Genomic DNA, 19,894 nt, shown 5'->3' with positions numbered 1-19,894 from the left:
GTATCTCATGCGAAACATTGCCCGCCGGATCACCCGCAAACAACGCTCCTTCGCCGTGATCGCAGGCATGGTCGTGGCCACCTTCGCCGCCACCATGCCCGCAACCGGATCGACCCCGGCGACCTCGGTGAGGACCGGCGGTGACACCAGCGTCGAGCAGCCGGTGACGGAGAAGGAGGCCCGGGAGGCGCTCGCCGAGGCCAAGAAGATCAAGCGCAACCAGTCGGTGCGCGGGGTCCGGCAGTTCGTGCCGGGTCGACACGTCGCCGGCCGGCCCGACGCGACCATCGCGCTGACCGACCTGTGGAACGCCAAGGACGCCCTGGACGGCTCCAACAAGGCGGCCGCGCGCGAGCTGCTCGCCCGCCCGCGCGCCGCGACCCAGACCTGCAGCGACGTCGTCTGCGTCCACTACACGCCGGGCAAGGGTGGCGACAAGGCCTCGGCGACGTACGCGACCCAGGTCCGTGACGTGGTCACCAAGGTCCACAACGTCTACGTCAAGGCGGGCTACCGCAAGCCTGCGGCCGACAAGGCGGTCACCCCGGGCAAGGTCGACATCTACCTGGAGAACCTCTACGACGAGGGCTACTACGGCTACTGCGCGCCCGAGACGAAGGTCTCCAAGACCGCCGCGACGGCCTACTGCGTCCTCGACAACGACTACGCCACCAGCGAGTACGGCACGATCAACACGCCCACCGAGAACCTCCGCGTCACGGCCGCCCACGAATACTTCCACGCGGTCCAGTTCGCCTACGACGCCGGCGAGGACCGCTGGATGATGGAGTCGACCGCGACCTGGGTCGAGGACGAGGTCTACGACAGCATCAACGACAACCGGCAGTACCTGGCCTACGGCCAGCTCGAGGACCAGCGCAAGCCGCTGGACAACTCCAGCGCCTCCAACCTCGGCATCTACGGCAACTGGATCTTCTTCCGTTACCTCTCCGAGCGCTTCGCCAAGGAGCGCGGCGACCTGCCCGAGGTGGTCCTCAGCGTCTGGAACCGAGCCCCCTCGACCTACTCCACGACCGCCATCCGCCAGGCGCTCGCCGCCCGCGGCACCACGCTGAAGCTGCAGTACACCCGCTTCGCCGCCGCCAACCTGGCGCCCTCGAAGAGCTACAGCGAGGGCGGCGCCTACTACCCGCCGGTCTACGACGGCCGCACCGCGCTGCCCGCCAAGCGACAGACGGTCGACGGTCAGTTCACCCTCAAGCACCTCACCTACGCCTCCCAGCGCCTGGTCCCGAAGAACGTCGGCAGGGGCTGGAAGCTCCGGGTGAAGGTCGACGTGGCCCGGCCCAGCGCCAACGCCGCCGTGGTCAGCGTCTTCCGCACCGATGGCACCCGTGGCGTCTACTACCTCAAGCCCAACAGCCAGGGCATCGCGACCAAGACCATCGAGGGTTTCTCGTCCAAGCGGATCCGCAAGGTCGAGGTCACCTTCGCCAACGCGAGCAGCAACTTCAAGTGCGGCCAGGGCACGGCGTTCTCCTGCCACGGCATCGCCTCGCCCGACAAGGCCACCCACCGCTGGTGGGCCAAGACCTACCGCTGAGCGGCTGAGGCCCTGGGATACCCGGTCGACCGGGTATCCCTGGGCTTGACGGGCACTGAAACACCCGACAAGCCCACGAACTGCCCGTCAAGTCACACCGAGCGTCTCACCCGCTGGTCGTTCAGGCGGATGCCGACTCGGAGAGACGCTTCAGCGCCTGCCGCACGATGGCCGGGTCGGTGGTGGCCCACATCGGCGGCAGGCTCGCCTTGAGGAAGCCGCCGTAGCGGGCGGTCGCCAGGCGCGGGTCGAGCACGGCCACAACCCCACGGTCGGTGGTGGTGCGGATCAGCCGGCCGGCGCCCTGCGCCATGAGCAGCGCGGCGTGGGTGGCGGCGACCTGCATGAATCCGTTGCCGCCGGCCTTGTCGGCGGCCTGCTGGCGGGCCGACATCAGCGGGTCGTCAGGCCGCGGGAACGGGATCCGGTCGATGATCACGAGCTGGCAGGTGTCTCCGGGAACATCGATGCCCTGCCACAGCGACAGGGTGCCGAAGAGCACCGTGTGGGGATCGGCGACGAACTGCGCGGCGAGCTCGGGCAGCTGCGCGTCTCCCTGGGCCAGCGTGGTCAGGTGAGGAAGCTTCTTGCGGACCACCTCCGCGGCCGCCTCGGCGGCCCTCCGGGACGAGAAGAGCCCGAGCGTACGCCCGTCGGCGGCGTCGACCAGGTCGACGATCTCGTCGAGGGTCTTGGCGCCCATGCCGTCGCGCCCGGGAGGAGGCAGGTGGCGGGCGACGTAGAGGATCCCCTGTCGGCCGTAGTCGAACGGGCTGCCGACATCGAGGCCCACCCACGGCAGCACATCCTCGGTACGCTGCGCCCCGGCGCCCGGCTCGGTGCGCTCCTCCGACTTGAGCCCGAGGGATCCGGCCACCGGGCCGAAGTCGCCGCCGAGCTTGAGCGTCGCCGAGGCGAAGACCACGGTCTTCTCGCGCAGGAGCTTCTCGCGCATCTGTGCCCAGACCTGCAGCGGCGCGACGCAGAGCCGTGGCGGGATCCGGTCGCTGCCCTCGTTGAGCCAGATCACGTCGTGCTCGGAGGCGGCGGCCATCCGCTCGGCGGTGGCGAAGACCTCCTGCAGGCCACCCTTGGCCTGCTGGAACCCGGGGTCGGCGCTGTCGGAGTCCTTCGGCTTGGGGAGCGCGGAGAGCGCGGACCGGGCCGCGTCGCGCACCAGCACGAGGGCGTCGGAGACGACCTCCGGGATCGTCACGAACCGGCCGGGCGAGGTCTCGTTGACCGCGGCCCTCAGCGCGTCGGCCGCGTCGGCCAGGTCGTCGGCCTCGGAGCCCTCGACGTGCTTCTGAGCCCGTCGGGCGGCTCGCTCCACCTCGGCGGCGGTCAGCTCGTCGGTCGCCGCCTGGGTCACCCGGGCGACGAGCTCGTGGGCCTCGTCGATCACCACGGCGTCGTACTCCGGGATCATCGGCACGCCCTCGATCGCGTCGATCGCGAGCAGCGAGTGGTTGGTGACGATGAGGTGGCTCTTCTGTGCCTTGTCGCGGGCGACCTCGACGAAGCACTCCTCGCCGAAGGGGCACTTGGCCGCGCCGAGGCAGTCGCGGTGGTTGACCGAGACCTGCCGCCACTCACGGTCGGTGTGACGAGGCGCCGAGTCACGCTCTCCGCTGCCGCCCTTCTCCGCCTCCTTCTCGGCCCAGCTGCGCAGCTCGAGGACCTTCTCGGCCATCGGGCCCAGCGGGACGTCGACCAAGGTGCCCTGGTCGTCGGGGGCGCCCTCGCGCACCCGGTGGAGGCAGGCGTAGTTGGAGCGGCCCTTGAGGACGGCGTAGGACGCGTCCACACCGGGTCGCGAGCCGATCGCCTTGACCAGGCGCGGCAGGTCGCGCTCGACGAGCTGGTGCTGCAGCGCCAGGGTCGCGGTGGCGACCACGACCCGGCTGTCGTGGAGCAGCGACGGGACCAGGTAGGCCAGCGACTTCCCGGTGCCGGTGCCGGCCTCGACCAGCAGGTGCTCCTCGTCGGCCAGCGCCTGCGCGACCGCGTCGGCCATCATCACCTGACCCTCGCGGGTGGCCCCGCCGAGGGTCGCGACAGCGTCCGCCAGGGCTTCACGTACGGGCGTCTGGGAGGCGGTGTCGGTTGCGGTCACTCGGGCAACCTTAGCCGTGCGCGGGGACAGTCTCCGATCGGCTCTCCGCGATCCGGCGGGCGACGATCTCCCCGAACTGCATGTGGCCCGCGACGGTCAGATGGGTGTTGTCCTCCAGCATGGGCAGCTCGAGATCGAAGACGTTGATGTAGGTCACTCCGTACTCCGCCGAGACCCGCCGCATCATCTTGTTGACGGCCCGGATCGCCTTGGCACGGGAGTTCACCTTGGGTGCGCTGAGCACGACGACCTCGTAGCCCTTCAGCTCCTCGAGGGTGGCCCGGAAGCCCTTCTCGACGTCGTCGAGGTCGCTCTTGGAGTCGTTGATGCCGCCCTCGAGCACGACCAGGTCGGCCCCTTGCGCCACCGCGTCGGGAACGCGCTCGGGGAACGAGATCGGGCCGCACCGCTCCATCAGCTCGTGGGAGTAGCCGGTGCCGCCGAAGCCGGAGACCCGCACCTCGCCGTCGAGATAGCGCGGCCAGGAGAGTCCGGGGTCGTCGAGCCCGAAGCCCGAGGCCCAGGAGTCGCCGATCACGACGACCCGCTCGCCGGCGCCGGTCACCACGGCAGCCCTGGTCACGGACTCAGCAGCCAGGCGGGTGCACAGGTCCTGGGTCACCTCGGTCCCCTGGCTCCCCTCCTGCCCCGGAAGCGCGCCGTCGTCCTCGGCGGCACAGCCGGCCAGCGTCGCCACCAGGGCAGCACCGGCCAGCGCGCCCACGATCCTGGCGCGCGCCGCAGGACGTACCTCTGTGCGCATCCGTGCCCTCTCCATCGACCGACCGTCCCAAGTGTGAGGGACGAGTCCGGCATCGCCCATGTCGAAACGCCGAAACGGGCGCTGGATCAGCGACCCGGATCAGCGCTCGCGATCATGCGGAGTACGCCGCCAGCTCGCCGGCCAGGTCCGCGTTGGCGCGGCCCTTGACGACGGTGCCTTCGGGGGTGTGCTCGAGATGGTCGATCTCGCCGTGCTGATGGATCCGGTTGACCAGGTCGCCCCGCTCGTAAGGAACCAGTGCGGAGAACTCGACGCCCGGACGCGGCAGGTCGTTCTCGACGGCCTTGATGGCCTCCTCGATGCCCTCGCCGGTCTTGGCCGAGACCGCGACCGAGTGAGGCTCGGCGCGGAGCAGCCGGCTGATCACCAGCGGGTCGGCGATGTCGGACTTGTTGATCACGACGAGCTCCGGCACGTCACCGGCACCGATCTCGGCGAAGACCTCACGCACCGCGGCCAGCTGGCCCTCGGGGTCGGGGTGGGAACCGTCGACCACGTGCACGACCAGGTCGGCGTCGGCGACCTCCTCCAACGTCGAGCGGAAGGCCTCGACGAGCTGGTGGGGCAGGTGGCGTACGAAGCCGACGGTGTCGGACATCGTGTAGACCCGCCCGTCGTCGGTGGTCGTACGCCGCGTGGTCGGGTCCAGGGTCGCGAAGAGGGCGTCCTCGACGAGCACCCCGGCTCCGGTGAGCCGGTTGAGCAGCGACGACTTGCCGGCGTTGGTGTAGCCGGCGATCGCCACGGCGGGGATCTGGTGGCGCTTGCGGTCGGCCCGCTTGGTGTCGCGGGTGCCCTTCATCGCCTTCAGCTCGCGGTTGAGCTTGGCGATCTTGGTGTTGATCCGACGACGGTCGGTCTCGATCTTGGTCTCACCGGGACCACGGCCACCGATACCGGCACCACCGGCGACCCGGCCACCGGCCTGGCGGGACAGGTTGCCACCCCAACCACGAAGCCGCTGCTTCATGTAGTTGAGCTGGGCGAGCTCCACCTGCGCCTGACCCTCGCGGGACTTGGCGTGCTGGGCGAAGATGTCGAGGATCAGCGCAGTCCGGTCCACGACCTTGACCCCGGTGCGGTCCTCCAGGTTTCGCAGCTGCGAGGGAGCGAGCTCGCCGTCGGCGATCACGGTGTCGGCGCCGGTGGCGGCGACGATCTCCTTGAGCGCCTCGACCTTGCCGCGACCGATGTAGGTCGCGGGGTCGGGCGCCTGGCGACGCTGGTAGATCGCCTCGAGGACCTCGGAGCCGGCAGTCTCGGCCAGCAGCGCGAGCTCGGCGAGGGAGTTCTCCGCGTCCGTCTGGGTGCCGCCGGCCCACACGCCCACGAGCACCACTCGCTCCAGGCGCAGCTGCCGGTACTCGACCTCGGTGATGTCTTCGAGCTCGGTGCGCAGGCTGGCGACGCGCTTGAGCGCGTGCCGCTCGGCGAGCTCCATCGCACCGACGGTCGGGTCGGTGTCCTCGGGATCCTCGTCGGCGTAGCCCGACTCGAAGCCGTCCTCGAGCGCGTCCCAGTCCTCGGTGGCCTCGAGCTCGTCAGCGAGTGAGAAATCGTGTGCGTTGTTCGTCATATACCAACAAGGGTACGGCGCCGCACCACCCGGGGGACAATGCTTATCCAGCAGCGGCCCTCAGCGCTGGCTGAGCGCCTCCCGCAGGACGGTTCCGACGTCCTCCGGCCGCTCGGCGACGTACGCCTCCCCGCCGGTCGCGTCGGCGATCGCCTGGAGCGCGTCGAGGTCGGCGTCGGCGGTGATCCCGATGCCCAGGACGCGGACCGGCCGGCTCGGGTCCGAGGCGGCTTCCATCTGACGTAGGAGCTCGGCGAGATCCATCGAGTCCGGATCGTCGTTGGTGCCGTCGGTGAAGAGCAGCACGGTGTTGGAGGCGAGCGGGTCGTAGGCGGTGACCGCGGCCTGGTAGGCGGCGAGCGCGGTGTCGTGGAGGGACGTGCCGCCGCCGGTGCGAGCGGTGAGCCCGGCGATCTCCTCGGTCAGCTGCGTACGCTGGCCGTTCGAGGCGAGCTGACGGGTCGGGACCAGCACGGCGTGGTCGCCACCGAGGGTGCCCTCGGTCTCCTCGGAGAAGGCCCACAGCCCGATTGCGGCGCCGCCGGGGAGGAGCTCGACGGCCTTCGACGCGGCCGCCTGGGTCAGCTCGAGACGGGTCGTCGTGCTTCCGGGCGCGGACGGCCAGCCCATCGAGCCGGAGACGTCGACGACCGCGATCGCCCGCTGTGGCCGCAGCTTGGCGTTCCAGTCGGCGGCGGCCTTCGTGACGGCGGCCTGCTCGACCCGGGTGTATGCGCCGACGTTGGGCGACGGCTTGCCGGCACCGGCGGTGCGGAACCCGGCCCGGGTCAGGGCGGTGTCGGCGGCGTGGCTGTCGAGCACCCGGGCGAAGCTGGTGATCGTGGAGGCGATCGCGTTGCGCCGGGAGGAGTCGGCGGTGATCAGGACCGGGTAGTCGAGGACCACCGTGCCCTCCTTCGGCGCGGCCGCCTTCAGCATCGGCGCGTACGTCGACCACTGCTGCTCGCTCGTCGCGGTCACCCCGCTCATCGTGGTCTGCAGCTCGGCCAGACGCGCCGAGTCGTCCGGTGCGGCGGCCTCCGCGCCGGAGGCGATCCGCTCCGCGTACGGCTCCAGCCTGGCCTCGCCGCCTGGCTTCGCCCGGCCCGCGACGACGGTGCCGAGCGCGCTCATCATCCGCTGGGGATCGCCGAGCAGCAGGTCGTCCTCGGCGAAGGCCTCGGTGTAGGAGGTGCGGGTGAGCCCGTCGCCGGAGACCAGCACCACCGGGGAGGAGGCCATCGAGTCGCGCAGCTTCACCGGTTCCTCGGCGGGCGTGACCCGCTCGAGCCAGAGCGAGGAGTCGGGGATCCAGACGTCGGGCAGCTCGCCACCGAGCGCCATCGGCTGGAGGACCCGGTCGGTCTTGGTGGCCTTCACCTCCATCTGGCTGCAGCCGGCGTCCTCGAGGATGTTGCGGACGACGGCGGCTGCCTCGGGTGCCACCGCGACCGTCATCTGTGGGCCCAGACACGTGCGGTCATCGCTGGGGCTCGCCTTGCCGTTGGCGACCAGTGCCGTCGCGAGCAGACACACCGCCAGCACGCCCGCGGCCCCGGCGATCACACCGATCGTCTCGCGCGTGAACCGCGGCTCCTGCGCGGGCTCGCTCGGCCCCGAGGGCCCGGTGGGCTCGTCCGGCTCGATGATCGCGAGCGCCTTGGACGTACTCGTGCCCTCCTTTTCGGACATGCGAACTCCCCTAGCTCCGACATCCGCGGAACGGTCTGAAACGGACTGCGGCTGGCGCACACATTAGCGGTGCGCCAGCCGTCGGGGTACTACCTGCGTCCGGTTACCTCAGTGGCGTGCGGTCACTTCGGTGGCATCCGGATGCCGCCGTCGACGCGGATCGTCTCGCCGTTCATGTAGTCGTTGGTCAGGCACTCGACGACCATGCTGGCCAGCTCCTCCGGCACGCCGAGGCGGTGCGGGAACAGCACGCTCTCGCCGAGCTTGGCCTTGAATGCCTCGGCCTCCGGGCCCTCGCCGTAGATCGGGGTGTCGATCAGACCCGGGGCGACGGTGTTGACCCGGATGCCGACCGCGGCGAGGTCGCGAGCGAGCGGGAGGGTGAGGCCGACGACGCCACCCTTGGACGAGGAGTAGGACACCTGCCCGATCTGGCCGTCGAAGGCGGCCACGCTGGCCAGGTTGACGATGGCGCCACGCTGACCGTTGGCGTCGGGCTCGTTGCGGCTGATGTAGGTCGCCGCCTGGCGGCACATGTCGAAGGTGCCGATCAGGTTGATCGCGATGACCTTCTTGTACGCATCCAGGTCGTGCGCCGACCCGATCTGGCCGTCACGCCCGATGGTGCGCTGCGCCCACCCGATGCCGGCCGAGTTCACCACGGCCTTCAGCGGCGCGATCTCGACGGCCCTCTCGACGGCGTTGGTGATCTGGTCGGTGTCGGTGACGTCAACGGGCACGAACAGCCCCTTGATCTCCTCCGCCAGGGCCTCGCCCTTGTCCTTCTGCATGTCCGCGACGATGACCGTCGCACCCTTGGCCGCCAGTGCCCGGGCCGTCGCCGCCCCGATCCCGCTGGCCGCTCCGGTCACGATCGCTGTGCTATCAGTCAACTCCATGGGCAGCACCATAGACGTGACCGCCCTCACGATGGTGAATACCCGTTAACCATCTCGCGGTCGGACCCCGGTCAGGCCCGGTCAGAGGGAGGTGGTGCCCTCAGCGACCAGGATCGCCGGTCCGGTGAGCAGAACGCGGTCGTCGGTCGTCCAGGTCACCTGGAGGGTGCCGCCCGGCACATCCACCCGGTACGTCACGTCAGCATCGCGCGCGATCGCGAGCCCGTCGGCCTCGGCGGCCGCGACCATCACCGCACAGGCACCGGTGCCGCAGGAGCGGGTCTCGCCGGCGCCCCGCTCGTAGACCCGCATGGCGACGTGACGCTCGGCGACGCGCTCGAAGAACTCGACGTTGACCCCGTGCGGGTAGACCGTCTCGTCGAAGACCGGGGAGTCGTAGAGGTCGCCAACAGGCCCGTGGGGGTCGATCGACTCGACCTCGGCGGCGGCGTGCGGGTTGCCCATGTCGACGTTGCAGGCCGACCAGAAGTGGTGGGCGACGGTGACCTGGGTCGTCCCGAGCACCTTCGGCGAGCCCAGGTCGGCGGTCCAGACGTCCCCCTCCGCGCGAAGGGTCTTGTCGCCGGCACGGGTGGCGAAGGTGACCTCGTCGCGGGCCAGCCCGGCCGAGCGCAGGTATTCGGCGAAGACCCGGGTGCCGTTGCCGCACATCTCGGCCAGGGTGCCGTCGGCGTTGCGATAGTCCATGAACCACTCGGCGTCGCTCGCCGGCCGGTCCGCACCGGTGTAGGCGGCGGTGCGGATCACCCGCAGGATCCCGTCGCCGCCGATGCCGGCCCGGCGGTCGCACAGCGCCCGGACGCGCGCGGCCATCTCCTCGTCGGAGAGGGAGCCGTGCACCGATCCGTCGAGGTCCGGCAGCAGCACGAAGTCGTTCTCCGTGCCGTGGCCCTTCAGGTAGGAGTAGGTCATCAGTAGAGGTACTTCGAGTAGACGTCGGTGCGGTAGTAGTCCTCCATCTCCGCCAGCGTGCGCGGGTCGTTCTCGACCTGCTTGGCGATGACCGCACGCTTGGGGAGGTGGTCGGGGTTCCAGGTCTCCGGGTCCCACAGCCCCGAGCGCAGGAACGCCTTCGCGCAGTGGAAGAAGATGTCGTCGATCTCGACGACCAGGGCGAGGATCGGCCGCTTGCCCTTCACGACCATCTCGTCGAAGAACGGCGCCTCCGAGACCAGTCGGGCGCGACCGTTGATCCGCAGCGTGTCCCCACGGCCCGGGATCAGGAAGTTGAGCCCGACGTGCGGGTTGGAGAGGACGTTGCGGTAGCCGTCGACACGCTTGTTGCCCGGTCGCTCCGCGATCGCGATCGTCGTGTCGTCGATGACGTGCACCAGCGAGCCGGCCGGGTCCCCCTTGGGTGAGGCGTCGCAGTTGCCGTCGGCGTCGGAGGTCGCGAGCACGCAGAACGGTGTCGCGGCGAGCCACTCCCGGTCGATGTCGAGGAGCGCCGGGCGGCCCTTGGTCACCGCCCGCTCGTGCGGGGTGCCGACCACGCCGACGAGCTCCTCGAGCGTGCTGATCTCAGTCCAGGTAGGGGTCACGGCCCAAGGGTACGAGGCGGCACCTCACCCCGGCGAGCCCGCAGCCAGTCGATCGGGTCACCTCGGTCGACCTCGACACCGGCCATCCGGAGCATCATCCGGGCCAGGAGGCGCCGGTGGGCTGCGTACGTCAGGACGTGGGCGACCACCGACCCCATCTGGAAGCTCTCCGGCGGCTCGCACAGAGCGTCCACGAGCCGGTCCTCCCAGGCGCCGCGGCGTTCGATGTCGCGTACGACGGCCAGCCAGCGCGCCGCGACGGCCTCGTGCCGCTCGATCAGCGCGACCACGGAGCCGGTGCGGCTGCGTACGGGCATCGAGAGTCCCTCGATGGACGCGACCCAGCACTCCTTGGACCACACCGTGGCCTCCAGGACCTGGACGAGTGACTCCTCCGGGCCGTCCCACGGGAGCACCTCGTGACCCGGCAGCCGCACCCCGGTGAGCACCTCCTCGGACAGCCCCTTGGCGAGGTCGAGCAGCGCCCGGGTGTCGTCGAGGTCGTGCATCACCAGCTGCTCGGTCAGCGGCGCGAGCACCCGCTCCTGGGAGTCGACCCAGAGCGACTCGGGCGGATGGAAGTGGATCCCGTTCGGCGCCGGCAGCCAGTGGCTGACCACGGGGGTGCTCGGCGGGTGCCCGAAGGCCTTGGCGTAGGCCCGGGAGAAGCCCTCCACCGACTCGTAGCCGGCGGCCCAGGCAGCTTCGGTCACCGTGCCGCCGTGCTTCAGCTGCCAGGCGGCGCGCTCCAGCATCACCCGCCGCCGCATCGCCACCGGCGGCTCGCCCGTGCCGCGGGAGAGGAGCCGGTTGAAGTGGTAGGGCGAGGTGTAGGCGTCCCCCGCCATCTGCGCCAGCGTGCGCGGCTCTCCGTCGTCGGCGCCCTCGAGCACTGCGTCCAGCAGCTCCCGCAGACGGTCGCGCACCTGCTCACTCACAACGCCACCGCCCGCACGGCCGCGACGGCCTTCTCGAGACGGGACGGATCATCATATGAGACCCACACGACCCGCGGATCCTTGCGGAACCAGGCGTCCTGACGCCGCGCGAACTGTCGCGTCCTGATGGCGGTCCGCTCCATGGCCTCCTCCAGGGTCATCTCCCCGGAGAGGTGCGCCGAGACCTCGTTGTAGCCGATGGCCTTCGCCGCCGTCCGCGACCGCCCCAGGCCCTCCTCGAGGAGCCGGGCCACCTCGTCGACGAACCCGGCCTCGAACATCTCCGCGACGCGTTGCCGGATGCGTACGTCCAGGGCCTCTCGGGAGATGTCGACGCCGATCTGGATGGAGGCCGGGTCCTCGTAGACCTGCTCGGGCAGCCGGGCACTGAACGGCTTTCCGGTCAGCTCGATGACCTCCAGGGCGCGTACGACGCGACGACCGTTGTCGATCTCGATCCGCTCGGCCGACACCGGGTCCAGGGCTCGCAGCCTGTCATGAAGTGCCTTCTCACCTGCGGTTTCGAGCTCCTTCTCGAGCCGCTCGCGCACCTCGGGCGAGGTCCCCGGGAACTCGAAGCGGTCGAGGATCGCTCGGGTGTAGAGGGCGCTGCCGCCGACCAGCACGGGTGTCTTCCCGGCCTCGCGGAGCGTGGCGATCCGCTCGCGCGCCAGGCTCTGGAAGTCGGCGACGGAGGCCGGCTCGGCGATGTCGAGGAGGTCCAGCAGATGGTGTGGGATCCCGCGGCGCTCGGCGACCGGGAGCTTCGCGGTGCCGATGTCCATGCCGCGGTAGACCTGCATCGCGTCGGTGTTGATGATCTCGCCACCCAGGGTCTCGGCGAGGTCCAGGGAGAGCGACGTCTTGCCCGCCGCGGTGGCACCGACGACAGCCACGATCGGGGTGACGGACCGAGGAAAAGATCCCGAGCCGCGTAGTTCATGTGAACTATTCAGGTCGCGTGTCCCCCTGTTGCTGTCGTACTCCATGTGGTTAGTCTGACCGCTAGTTGGCTCATACGGGGAGCCACCGACCACGAGGGGGAAGCATGAGCTTCTTGGACAAGGCCAAGGACCTCGCCCAGCAGGGCATCGACAAGGTTGGCGCCGACAAGGTCGGCGAGGGCCTGGACAAGGCCGGCGAGTTCGCCGACGAGAAGACCGGTGGCAAGTTCAGCGACCAGATCGACCAGGGCGTCGAGGCCGCCAAGAACGAGGCGGAGAAGCTGGACGGCAACTGAGGCCATCCACGCATCGAGGCGGGGAGCGACCCACACCGGGTTGCTCCCCGCCTCGCGTTTCGTTCGCCTTACACCCGGTTGACATTTTGCGTGGCTTTTTCCGAAACACTGTTACGGACCTGTTGCTATCCGTGCCGTCACATGGAACGGTCTAGACCGTCTCATTCGCGTGGCTCACCGAATGAGGCAACCGGGGGCGGACGTGCGTCGGCATGTTCGGAATCCGGTCCGATCACAACTACTCGGAAGTGTGGACCAATATGTCTGAGAACTACGGCAACAGCGACGAGCAGCAGAACTACGGCCAGGAGGGCAGCTTCGGCGGCCAGGAGTCCAACGAGGGCGCCTCCTACGGCTCTGAGTCCAACGAGAGCGGCTTCGGCGGCCAGGAGGGCGGCCAGAGCGAGGGTGGCTACGGCTCCGAGCAGTCCGAGGGCGGCTTCGGCGGCGGCGAGCAGTCCGAGGGTTCCTACGGCGAGCAGTCCAACGAGGGCAGCTCCTACGGTGGCGGCGAGCAGTCCGAGGGCTCGAGCGAGGGTGGCTTCGGCGGCGGCCAGGAGTCCGGTGCGGGCTACGGCTCCGAGGGCGGCCAGAGCGAGGGTGGCTACGGCTCCGAGGGCGGCCAGAGCGAGGGTGGCTACGGCTCCGAGCAGTCCGAGGGCGGCTTCGGCGGCGGCGAGCAGTCCGAGGGCGGCTTCGGCGGCGGCCAGGAGCAGTCCGAGGGCTCCTCCTACGGCTCCGAGAGCTCCAGCGAGGGTGGCTTCGGCGGCGAGCAGTCCGAGGGTGGCTTCGGCGGCGACCAGGAGCAGTCGCAGTACTGATTCAGTTCTGCTCATCGCACACAGATCGAGCGCCGGGTCCGCACGGGACCCGGCGCTCGGCGCTTCTGGGGCGCGTGATCAGATCAGGCGCGGTAGGCCACCCAGCCGTCGATCATGCGCTGCACCTGACCCGGCGTGAACTCGTCCATGCACGCGTCCTCGGTGTAGTCCATGAAGTTGTGGATCGGGTCGAGGCCCGGAGCCGTGCAGGTGTCCGACCCCTCCGGGCAGCCGAAGGCCGGCGCCGCCTCGGCCGGGGTGTCGGCGACGTGGTCGCCCTTGCCGTGACAGCCACCCTGGAAGGTGTGGTAGAGGTGCAGCCAGTGGCCGACCTCGTGGGTGGCGGTGTCACCCTCGTCGTACGGCGCCGCCGAGCCGCCCGGCATCGACTCACCGAGGATGACCACACCGTCCTGCGACGAGATGTTCTTGGCCGGGAAGGTCGCCCAGCCCAGCAGGCCGTCGTCGATCTCGCCGATGTAGATGTTGAGCGCGTTGTCGCCGCCCTGTCGCAGCGTCGACTTCATCTCCCGCTCGCCGGCAGAGCCGGAGATGATCGGGTACCACGCCGGGTTGATCGTGGTGTCCTGGCCGGCAACCTCGAAGGAGAACGGCGTGCCTGCGTACGCCGCGTTGAGCACGTCGATCTGGGCGTCGATGCTGGTCTGCGGGACGGCACCGGTGGTGGCGTCCTCCTGGATGACGTGGATGTAGGTCGGGATGGTCGTCGGGCCGAGAGTGGCGCTGCCGCCCTTCTTCCCCTTCGCCGCCAGCGCGTCGCTGAGCGCCTTCTCCTTGGCGTCGGCCTGCTTCGCCGTCAGATGGTTGGTGTCGCGTACCTGCTTGGCGCCTTCGGCGACACGGGCCGCTCCGACCTCGTGCGGGTCGAAGCAGGCACCACCTTCTCCTGCCGCTTGCATCGCGGACGCGGGCGCAGCGGCCGCCAGGCCTGATGCCACGAGCACGCCGAGCGCGCCCATCGCCGCTGCTCTGCTGGCCAGCTTGGGAATCGACATGGGGGTATCCCTTCCTGAGACAAGTTGACTCAGGCTAGAGCAGGAATACCGCCCGGCGGAACGGAGTTACGGAGAATTTGCTGTACGGGTAACGCGTCACCGCATGATCAGCCACAGGCCGGCGCCGCCGGCAGCGGAGCGGGTACGCCGATCGACGGCATGCCCAGCCCCACCGAACGCGCCTCGGGCTCGGTCCGGCCCTGCCGCACCTCCCAGGCGTCACCGGAACGGGTGCGCCGCACCTCGAGCACCGGCTTGTCGGCGATCAGATAGTGAGGGGCCGCACGGGTGATCTCGACCTTCACCATGTCGCCGGGACGTACGCCCTCGGCGCCGGCGGCGACGAAGTGGACCAGCCGGTTGTCCGGGGCACGGCCTGAGAGCCGGTTCGTCGAGGAGTCCTTGCGGCCCTCCCCCTCGGCGACCAGCAGCTCGAGCGTACGTCCGACGTTCTTCTTGTTCTCCTCGTAGGCGATCTCGTTGACGAGGTCGACGAGCCGGCCGTAGCGGTCCTTGACGACCTCGGGCGAGATCTGGTCGGGGAGGTCGGCGGCAGGGGTGCCGGGCCGCTTGGAGTACTGGAACGTGAAAGCGGAGGCGAAGCGCGACTCGCGGACCACGTCGAGGGTGGCCTGGAAGTCCTCCTCGGTCTCACCCGGGAAGCCGACGATGATGTCGGTGGTGATCGCCGCGTGCGGGATCGCCGCTCGGACGCGCTCGATGATGCCGAGGAACTTGGTCGACCGGTAGGAGCGCCGCATCGCCTTCAGCACCCGGTCGGAGCCGGACTGCAGCGGCATGTGCAGCGACGGCATCACGTTAGGCGTCTCGGCCATCGCCTCGATGACGTCGTCGGTGAACTCCGCGGGGTGCGGGCTGGTGAACCGGACGCGCTCCAACCCCTCGATCTCACCGCAGGCGCGCAGCAGCTTCGAGAAGGCCTGCCGGTCGCCGAACTCCACGCCGTAGGCGTTGACGTTCTGGCCCAGCAGGGTCACCTCGGTGACGCCCTCGGCGACCAGCGCCTCGATCTCGGCGAGGATCTCGCCCGGGCGCCGGTCCTTCTCCTTGCCCCGCAGGCTCGGGACGATGCAGAACGTGCAGGTGTTGTTGCAGCCCACGCTCACCGACACCCAGGCGGCGTAGGCCGACTCGCGCTTGGTGGGCAGCGTGGACGGGAAGACCTCGAGGGACTCCAGGATCTCGACCTGGGCCTCCTCCTGCACCCGGGCCCGCTCGAGCAGCACCGGGAGCGAGCCGATGTTGTGGGTCCCGAACACCACGTCGACGTACGGCGCCTTCTCGGTGATCGTCGCCCGGTCCTTCTGCGCGAGGCAGCCGCCGACGGCGATCTGGAGATCGGGGTTGGCCTCCTTGATCGGGGCCAGGTGGGAGAGGTTGCCGTAGAGCTTGTTGTCGGCGTTCTCCCGGACCGCGCAGGTGTTGAAGACGACCACGTCGGCCTGCGTGCCGTCGGCCGCCTTGAGGTAGCCCGCGTCCTCGAGCAGCCCGGAGAGGCGCTCGGAGTCGTGGACGTTCATCTGGCAGCCGTAGGTGCGGACTTCGTACGTACGGGCCGTTGCGGAGCCAGAGGCGATCGACGTAGTCATAGCGCCCTCAAGCGTACGACCGCAGGGGCTGCGCGGAGGAATCCAGCGCGGACGACGCTCGCTGCCGGCGTACTGAATCTTGTTGGTTATCCGCTTGTAACCGATACCGGGGGCCAAGTCATGGATGTGCAATGCAGGATGTGGTTAGGTCTGCGGCATGACCGTGCTTGACACAGAACCCACCAGCGCACCTTCGGGAGACGCCCTGGTGGTGCTCGACCATGTCGACAAGCACTACGGCGACCTGCACGTGCTCCAGGACATCAACCTGGAGATCAAGCGTGGCGAGGTCGTCGTGGTGATCGGGCCCTCGGGTTCGGGGAAGTCGACCCTCTGCCGCACGATCAACCGACTGGAGACGATCGACTCCGGGACGATCAAGCTCGACGGCAAGGAGCTGCCCGCGGAGGGCAAGGGCCTGGCCAAGCTGCGCGCCGAGGTCGGGATGGTCTTCCAGAGCTTCAACCTCTTCGCCCACAAGACGATCCTGCAGAACGTCACGCTGGGCCCGATGAAGGTCCGCAAGCTGAAGAAGGCCGACGCCGAGGCCGAGGCGAAGAAGCTGCTCGACCGCGTCGGCGTGGGCGCCCAGGCGGCGAAGTATCCGGCTCAGCTCTCCGGCGGCCAGCAGCAGCGCGTCGCGATCGCCCGAGCGCTGGCGATGAAGCCGCAGGTGATGCTCTTCGACGAGCCCACCTCCGCCCTCGACCCGGAGATGGTCAAGGAGGTGCTCGACGTGATGGTCAGCCTCGCCAAGGAGGGCATGACGATGATCGTGGTCACCCACGAGATGGGTTTTGCCCGGATGGCCGCCGACCGCGTCGTCTTCATGGCCGACGGCCAGATCGTCGAGTCCAACACGCCGAGCGAGTTCTTCGACAACCCGCAGTCCGAGCGCGCCAAGGACTTCCTCGGCAAGATCCTCAAGCACTGAACGTACGTCTCGGGTGAGCCCCTGAGCTCGCGAAACCCTGCAACGCACCAACACTCATATCCCAGAAGGTGGATTCGATGAAGTTCAAGAAGATCGCCGCGGCCGTGGGCGCCTTCGCGCTCGCCGGCTCGCTTGCTGCCTGTGGTGGCGGCGACGACACCGGCACCGACGCCGGCGGCGACAAGATCAAGATCGGCATCAAGTTCGACCAGCCCGGCCTCGGCTTCAAGAACGCCGACGGCACCTACTCCGGTTTCGACGTCGACATGGCGACCTACATCGCTGAGGGTCTCGGCTACAGCGAGGACCAGATCGAGTGGAAGGAGGCGGTGTCCGCCAACCGTGAGACCTTCCTCAAGGACGGCACCGTCGACATGATCCTGGCGACCTACTCGATCACCGACGAGCGCAAGGCCGAGGTCGACTTCGCCGGTCCTTACTACGTCGCCGGCCAGGACCTCCTTGTCCGCGCCGACGACTCCTCCATCGCGGGTCCGGAGGACATGAAGGGCAAGAAGATCTGCTCCGTCACCGGCTCCACCTCCGCCCAGAAGGTCAAGGACGAGTACGGCGCGGTGCCGCAGGAGTTCGACTCCTACAGCAAGTGCATCACCGCTCTTCAGGGTGGCCAGATCGACGCTCTCACCACCGACGACATCATTCTCGCCGGCTACGCCAACGAGTTCCCCGGTGAGTTCAAGATCGTCGGCCAGCCGTTCTCCGAGGAGAACTATGGCGTCGGCCTGCCCAAGGGCAGCGAGGACCGCGACAAGATCAACGACCTGATCGAGAAGTCTTTCGAGGACGGTGCTTGGGAGAAGGCGTTCAACGACAACCTCGGTGACTCCGGTTACGAACTGCCGGAACCGCCGACGGTCGACCGCTACTGAGCGTTCGGCGAAGGTCGAGTCGGCGCAAACGGACCGCAGCGAAGCGCGGACCGTACTGCGCCGACTCGGCGTGAGTTGATGCACTCTGCAACTCCTGGAAGGACCTCATGGACCTCTTCTCCGAGTATGGGTCGGCCATCCTCGAAGCGTTCGGGCTGACCCTGAGACTCGCCGTCTTCAGCGGCCTGTTCGCGCTCCTGCTCGGCGTCGTTCTCGCCGTCTTCCGGGTCTCCCCGGTCCCGGTGCTGCGCTGGGTCGGCTCCGCAGTCGTCTACACGTTCCGCAACACCCCGCTGACGCTGGTGATGTTCTTTGCTCTCTTCGGGCTCTTCTACCAGCTCAAGCTGGGCGCGAGCCAAGACGCTCCGCTCAACGAGCAGAACTTCCAGCTCGCGGTCCTGGCGCTGTCGATCTACACCTCGACGTTCGTCTGTGAGGTCTTGCGCTCGGGAATCAACACCGTGCCGCTCGGCCAGGCCGAGGCAGCTCGGGCGATCGGCCTCACCTTCTCCCAGAACCTCCGCCTGATCGTCCTCCCCCAGGCACTGCGGTCGGTGCTCAACCCTCTGGCCAGCGTCATGATCGCGATGATCAAGAACACCACGGTGGCCGTCACCATCGGAGTCGTCACCGCCACAGGCGTCAACGAAGCCTCCGGCCAGATGCGGACGATGATGGAGAACGAGGCCGACCAGATCGTGCTGATCTTCATCATCTTCTCGATCGGCTTCATGATCCTGACCCTGCCGGTCGGCTTTCTCGCCGGCTGGGCGTCCAAGAAGTTCGCGGTGATCCGATGAGTGCCTCTGTTCTCTACGACGCTCCCGGCCCTCGCGCCAAGGCCCTCAATTGGGTCTATTCAAGCGTCGCCCTGGCCGCACTCGGGGTCATCGCCTGGCTGGTGTACTCGAAGTTCGAGGAGACCGGCCAGTGGGAGAGCGAGAAGTGGACGCCGTTCCTCGACGCCGACGTGTGGAACAACCTGCTGATCCCCGGGTTGATCGGCACGCTGAGCGCGTTCGCCGTCGGCTCGGTGCTTGCACTGGCGTTCGGATTCGTCTTCGCAGTCGGGCGGCTCTCAGACCTGAAGATCATCAGCATCCCGTGCGCTGTCGTCGTCGAGTTCTTCCGTGCGATCCCGATGCTGCTGCTGATGTTCTTCATCTACTTCATGCAGCCCGCGCTCGGGATCACACCGACCAGCATCTTTTGGGCCGTTGTGCTCGGTCTGATGCTCTACAACGGGTCGGTGATCGCAGAGATCATCCGCGCCGGCGTTCACGCACTGCCGCAGGGCCAGAAGGAAGCCGGCGTCGCCGTCGGCCTGACTCCGGGCCAGGTGATGCGTACGATCCTGCTGCCACAGGCGGTTCGGTCCATGCTGCCCGCGATCATCGCCCAGCTCGTGGTGCTGTTGAAGGACACCGCACTGGGCTACGTGCTCGGTTACAGCGAGCTGCTCAACCAGGTCACGAAGCTGGACGGCAACTTCCACAACCTGATACCTGCGGCGATCGTGGTGGCAGTCATCTACATCGTCCTGAACACGATTCTGGGTCTGGTCGCCAACTGGATCGAGGCTCGTACACGACGGGTGGGCCACACCGCCGGGCCGGTTGGCACGGCGGAAGACCCGGAGATTCAGACCGCCACGGCCGCCGGCATGCCGGGCGGAGCTGCCTGACGGAGGAGACGCGACAGCGGCCCGCTGCCCCTCGGGGCGGCGGGCCGTTGCGTACGCGGTCCTACTTCTTCTTCGGGGTCACCCAGAGGTTGATGGTGCCCTCGATGACGACAGTGCCGTCCTCGCGGATGCCCTTGACCCGAACGGCGAGGTCGCCATCGGCGGTGTCCCAGTCCTCCTGGTCGGTCTCCGCGATGCAGGTGATGTCGGAGGTCGCCTTGGCGGTGTAGGAGACGGTCATCCCCTTGGGGATCCAGCGCTTGTCGCGGGGGATGGTGACCTCCGCAAGGGCACCCATCGCCATCTCGAGACCGTTGCACAGCGCGATGGCGTGCACGGTCCCGATGTGGTTGTGGTTGCCCTTGCGGTTGGGCACGACGACCTCGGCGTAGTTGGGTCGCAGCTGGTTGACCAGCGGGTGGATGGACCCGAAGTAGGGCGCCTTCTTCGCGAAGGCGACCGAGAATGCTCGCTTGCCCACAACCGGCACGCGGGTGAAGGACTTCCAGAGGTCGTAGAGCTGGCTCATGGCGGTCAGGTTACCCGAGGGTAACCCCCTCCCCTCTCC

General features: G+C 68.7%; 19 protein-coding genes. 7 read left to right on the top strand and 12 right to left on the bottom strand.

Going from position 1 to position 19,894, the window contains the following annotated elements; all coding sequences use genetic code 11:
- The first annotated feature begins 7 nt into the window (after positions 1-7).
- Entirely contained in the window at positions 8-1,564 is a 1,557-nt protein-coding gene (locus ACFVJS_RS00315; protein WP_378876247.1) for an MXAN_6640 family putative metalloprotease, read from the top strand.
- A 121-nt stretch (positions 1,565-1,685) separates the two neighbouring features.
- Here ACFVJS_RS00315 and ACFVJS_RS00310 read toward each other — a convergent pair whose 3' ends face one another.
- The 9 genes from ACFVJS_RS00310 to miaA form a co-directional block, all read right to left on the bottom strand.
- A complete protein-coding gene (locus ACFVJS_RS00310; RefSeq protein WP_378876245.1) occupies positions 1,686-3,680 on the bottom strand; it encodes an ATP-dependent DNA helicase in 1,995 nt (664 codons plus the stop codon).
- Between the two features lie 10 nt (positions 3,681-3,690).
- On the bottom strand, positions 3,691-4,458 hold the full coding sequence (locus ACFVJS_RS00305) for an SGNH/GDSL hydrolase family protein (protein ID WP_378876243.1): 768 nt from the start codon (positions 4,456-4,458) through the stop codon (positions 3,691-3,693).
- Positions 4,459-4,555: 97 nt separating this feature from the next.
- On the bottom strand, positions 4,556-6,040 hold the full coding sequence (hflX, locus tag ACFVJS_RS00300; RefSeq protein WP_378876240.1) for a GTPase HflX: 1,485 nt from the start codon (positions 6,038-6,040) through the stop codon (positions 4,556-4,558).
- 60 nt (positions 6,041-6,100) lie between these two features.
- Positions 6,101-7,732: a VWA domain-containing protein gene (locus ACFVJS_RS00295; protein ID WP_378876238.1), complete on the bottom strand. Its 1,632-nt coding sequence runs from the start codon at positions 7,730-7,732 to the stop codon at positions 6,101-6,103.
- A 122-nt stretch (positions 7,733-7,854) separates the two neighbouring features.
- Positions 7,855-8,631 (bottom strand): SDR family NAD(P)-dependent oxidoreductase, encoded by a 777-nt coding sequence (locus ACFVJS_RS00290; protein ID WP_008362565.1) that lies wholly within the window; start codon positions 8,629-8,631, stop codon positions 7,855-7,857.
- Between the two features lie 81 nt (positions 8,632-8,712).
- Entirely contained in the window at positions 8,713-9,564 is an 852-nt protein-coding gene (dapF, locus tag ACFVJS_RS00285) for a diaminopimelate epimerase (RefSeq protein ID WP_378876235.1), read from the bottom strand.
- A complete protein-coding gene (locus tag ACFVJS_RS00280; protein ID WP_378876233.1) occupies positions 9,564-10,193 on the bottom strand; it encodes a pyridoxamine 5'-phosphate oxidase family protein in 630 nt (209 codons plus the stop codon). Before ACFVJS_RS00280 ends, dapF begins: the two co-directional genes overlap by 1 nt.
- Positions 10,190-11,131, bottom strand: coding sequence for a helix-turn-helix transcriptional regulator (locus ACFVJS_RS00275; RefSeq protein WP_378876230.1), 942 nt, complete (start codon positions 11,129-11,131; stop codon positions 10,190-10,192). Before ACFVJS_RS00275 ends, ACFVJS_RS00280 begins: the two co-directional genes overlap by 4 nt.
- Positions 11,128-12,027, bottom strand: coding sequence for a tRNA (adenosine(37)-N6)-dimethylallyltransferase MiaA (miaA, locus tag ACFVJS_RS00270; protein ID WP_378876228.1), 900 nt, complete (start codon positions 12,025-12,027; stop codon positions 11,128-11,130). Before miaA ends, ACFVJS_RS00275 begins: the two co-directional genes overlap by 4 nt.
- A 152-nt stretch (positions 12,028-12,179) precedes the next feature.
- Between miaA and ACFVJS_RS00265 the strand changes: the two genes are divergently transcribed.
- Together ACFVJS_RS00265 and ACFVJS_RS00260 are read left to right on the top strand one after the other, a co-directional pair.
- Positions 12,180-12,371: an antitoxin gene (locus ACFVJS_RS00265; RefSeq protein ID WP_378876226.1), complete on the top strand. Its 192-nt coding sequence runs from the start codon at positions 12,180-12,182 to the stop codon at positions 12,369-12,371.
- Between the two features lie 260 nt (positions 12,372-12,631).
- Positions 12,632-13,192, top strand: coding sequence for a hypothetical protein (locus ACFVJS_RS00260; protein ID WP_378876224.1), 561 nt, complete (start codon positions 12,632-12,634; stop codon positions 13,190-13,192).
- Between the two features lie 83 nt (positions 13,193-13,275).
- On the opposite strand, the gene ACFVJS_RS00255 is transcribed toward ACFVJS_RS00260, so the two are convergent.
- Together ACFVJS_RS00255 and miaB are read right to left on the bottom strand one after the other, a co-directional pair.
- On the bottom strand, positions 13,276-14,208 hold the full coding sequence (locus ACFVJS_RS00255; RefSeq protein WP_378876222.1) for a zinc metalloprotease: 933 nt from the start codon (positions 14,206-14,208) through the stop codon (positions 13,276-13,278).
- 107 nt (positions 14,209-14,315) lie between these two features.
- Positions 14,316-15,818 carry a tRNA (N6-isopentenyl adenosine(37)-C2)-methylthiotransferase MiaB gene (gene miaB / locus ACFVJS_RS00250; protein WP_378876219.1) on the bottom strand — a complete coding sequence of 501 codons (1,503 nt, stop codon included), beginning with the start codon at positions 15,816-15,818 and terminating at the stop codon, positions 14,316-14,318.
- Positions 15,819-15,975: 157 nt separating this feature from the next.
- On the opposite strand from miaB, the gene ACFVJS_RS00245 reads away from it, so the two are divergent.
- From ACFVJS_RS00245 to ACFVJS_RS00230, 4 genes are all read left to right on the top strand, one after another.
- Positions 15,976-16,752 (top strand): amino acid ABC transporter ATP-binding protein, encoded by a 777-nt coding sequence (locus tag ACFVJS_RS00245; RefSeq protein WP_378876217.1) that lies wholly within the window; start codon positions 15,976-15,978, stop codon positions 16,750-16,752.
- Between the two features lie 77 nt (positions 16,753-16,829).
- The gene (locus ACFVJS_RS00240; protein ID WP_378876215.1) at positions 16,830-17,642 is read left to right on the top strand and encodes a glutamate ABC transporter substrate-binding protein; all 813 of its coding nucleotides are present in this window, start codon (positions 16,830-16,832) and stop codon (positions 17,640-17,642) included.
- Positions 17,643-17,749: 107 nt separating this feature from the next.
- A complete protein-coding gene (locus ACFVJS_RS00235) occupies positions 17,750-18,442 on the top strand; it encodes an amino acid ABC transporter permease (protein WP_378876213.1) in 693 nt (230 codons plus the stop codon).
- Positions 18,439-19,326: an amino acid ABC transporter permease gene (locus ACFVJS_RS00230; RefSeq protein ID WP_378876210.1), complete on the top strand. Its 888-nt coding sequence runs from the start codon at positions 18,439-18,441 to the stop codon at positions 19,324-19,326. Before ACFVJS_RS00235 ends, ACFVJS_RS00230 begins: the two co-directional genes overlap by 4 nt.
- Positions 19,327-19,387: 61 nt before the next feature.
- Here ACFVJS_RS00230 and ACFVJS_RS00225 read toward each other — a convergent pair whose 3' ends face one another.
- A complete protein-coding gene (locus tag ACFVJS_RS00225) occupies positions 19,388-19,855 on the bottom strand; it encodes a hotdog fold domain-containing protein (protein ID WP_378876208.1) in 468 nt (155 codons plus the stop codon).
- Positions 19,856-19,894 lie beyond the last annotated feature (39 nt).

The organism is Nocardioides sp. NPDC057772 (genome assembly GCF_042798075.1).
Lineage (GTDB): Bacteria > Actinomycetota > Actinomycetes > Propionibacteriales > Nocardioidaceae > Nocardioides.
Note: the sequence above shows the minus strand (reverse complement) of the source record. Positions and strands in the feature narration are given on the sequence as shown.

What these genes read in the sequence shown, in the direction of transcription:
- ACFVJS_RS00225 (WP_378876208.1), bottom strand. Translation starts at nt 19,855, where the DNA reads ATGAGCCAGCTCTACGACCTCTGGAAGTCCTTCACCCGCGTGCCGGTT.
- ACFVJS_RS00255 (WP_378876222.1), bottom strand. Translation starts at nt 14,208, where the DNA reads ATGTCGATTCCCAAGCTGGCCAGCAGAGCAGCGGCGATGGGCGCGCTC.
- ACFVJS_RS00230 (WP_378876210.1), top strand. Translation starts at nt 18,439, where the DNA reads ATGAGTGCCTCTGTTCTCTACGACGCTCCCGGCCCTCGCGCCAAGGCC.
- ACFVJS_RS00295 (WP_378876238.1), bottom strand. Translation starts at nt 7,732, where the DNA reads ATGTCCGAAAAGGAGGGCACGAGTACGTCCAAGGCGCTCGCGATCATC.
- ACFVJS_RS00265 (WP_378876226.1), top strand. Translation starts at nt 12,180, where the DNA reads ATGAGCTTCTTGGACAAGGCCAAGGACCTCGCCCAGCAGGGCATCGAC.
- ACFVJS_RS00315 (WP_378876247.1), top strand. Translation starts at nt 8, where the DNA reads ATGCGAAACATTGCCCGCCGGATCACCCGCAAACAACGCTCCTTCGCC.
- miaB (WP_378876219.1), bottom strand. Translation starts at nt 15,818, where the DNA reads ATGACTACGTCGATCGCCTCTGGCTCCGCAACGGCCCGTACGTACGAA.
- ACFVJS_RS00290 (WP_008362565.1), bottom strand. Translation starts at nt 8,631, where the DNA reads ATGGAGTTGACTGATAGCACAGCGATCGTGACCGGAGCGGCCAGCGGG.
- ACFVJS_RS00240 (WP_378876215.1), top strand. Translation starts at nt 16,830, where the DNA reads ATGAAGTTCAAGAAGATCGCCGCGGCCGTGGGCGCCTTCGCGCTCGCC.
- ACFVJS_RS00245 (WP_378876217.1), top strand. Translation starts at nt 15,976, where the DNA reads ATGACCGTGCTTGACACAGAACCCACCAGCGCACCTTCGGGAGACGCC.
- ACFVJS_RS00305 (WP_378876243.1), bottom strand. Translation starts at nt 4,458, where the DNA reads ATGGAGAGGGCACGGATGCGCACAGAGGTACGTCCTGCGGCGCGCGCC.
- hflX (WP_378876240.1), bottom strand. Translation starts at nt 6,040, where the DNA reads ATGACGAACAACGCACACGATTTCTCACTCGCTGACGAGCTCGAGGCC.
- ACFVJS_RS00260 (WP_378876224.1), top strand. Translation starts at nt 12,632, where the DNA reads ATGTCTGAGAACTACGGCAACAGCGACGAGCAGCAGAACTACGGCCAG.
- dapF (WP_378876235.1), bottom strand. Translation starts at nt 9,564, where the DNA reads ATGACCTACTCCTACCTGAAGGGCCACGGCACGGAGAACGACTTCGTG.
- ACFVJS_RS00235 (WP_378876213.1), top strand. Translation starts at nt 17,750, where the DNA reads ATGGACCTCTTCTCCGAGTATGGGTCGGCCATCCTCGAAGCGTTCGGG.